Source organism: Mesorhizobium sp. M4A.F.Ca.ET.050.02.1.1, from assembly GCF_003997725.1.
Lineage (GTDB): Bacteria > Pseudomonadota > Alphaproteobacteria > Rhizobiales > Rhizobiaceae > Mesorhizobium.
Genome location: NZ_RZSG01001466.1, coordinates 1 through 525, shown reverse-complemented (window position 1 = coordinate 525; position 525 = coordinate 1). Strand labels below are relative to the sequence as shown.

The 525-nt window shown below is 65.3% G+C and carries 1 protein-coding gene; it reads right to left on the bottom strand.

The window, feature by feature from the left end; genetic code table 11:
• The coding region (locus EOA33_RS38165) for an ABC transporter substrate-binding protein (RefSeq protein WP_245482620.1) at positions 1–525 on the bottom strand (525 nt) is incomplete at both ends.

Below are 525 nucleotides of genomic sequence, written 5' to 3'. Positions count from 1 at the left end.
CGACGCGGCCATAGCCGGCCATCAAAAGATCGACCATCTGCTTGCGGTCGAGCGCGTGCTTCAGCGCCAGCACGATGTCGGGGTTGTTGAACGGCTCCTTGGTCGCGTCCATCGGCAGCGAGAAATGCTGCTTGCCTTCGGTGACCACCAGATAGGCGCGGAGATCCTTCTTGAGCAGCGGCGCGATCTTGTAGTCGACGCCGTTGATGATGTGGACCGAGCCGCCCTGCAGCGCCGAGACGCGGGCCGTCATGTCGTTGATCACCACGGACTCGACCGTGTCGACATGGCCGCGGTCGCTTCTCCAGTAGGCTTCGTTGCGGCTGGCCGTCGCCCGCACGCCCGGCTGGAAGGCGGTGAGCTTGAACGGCCCGGTGCCGACCGGCTTCGCCCAGTCCGCGAAGCCCGCCGGGACCATGGCGAAATGCAGGTCCGACAGCACATAGTCCATGTCGGGATTGGGCGACTTGAGCAGAATCTCGACCTGCCTCGGCGAGGCCGCCCGCACATCGGCAATGTCGGCGA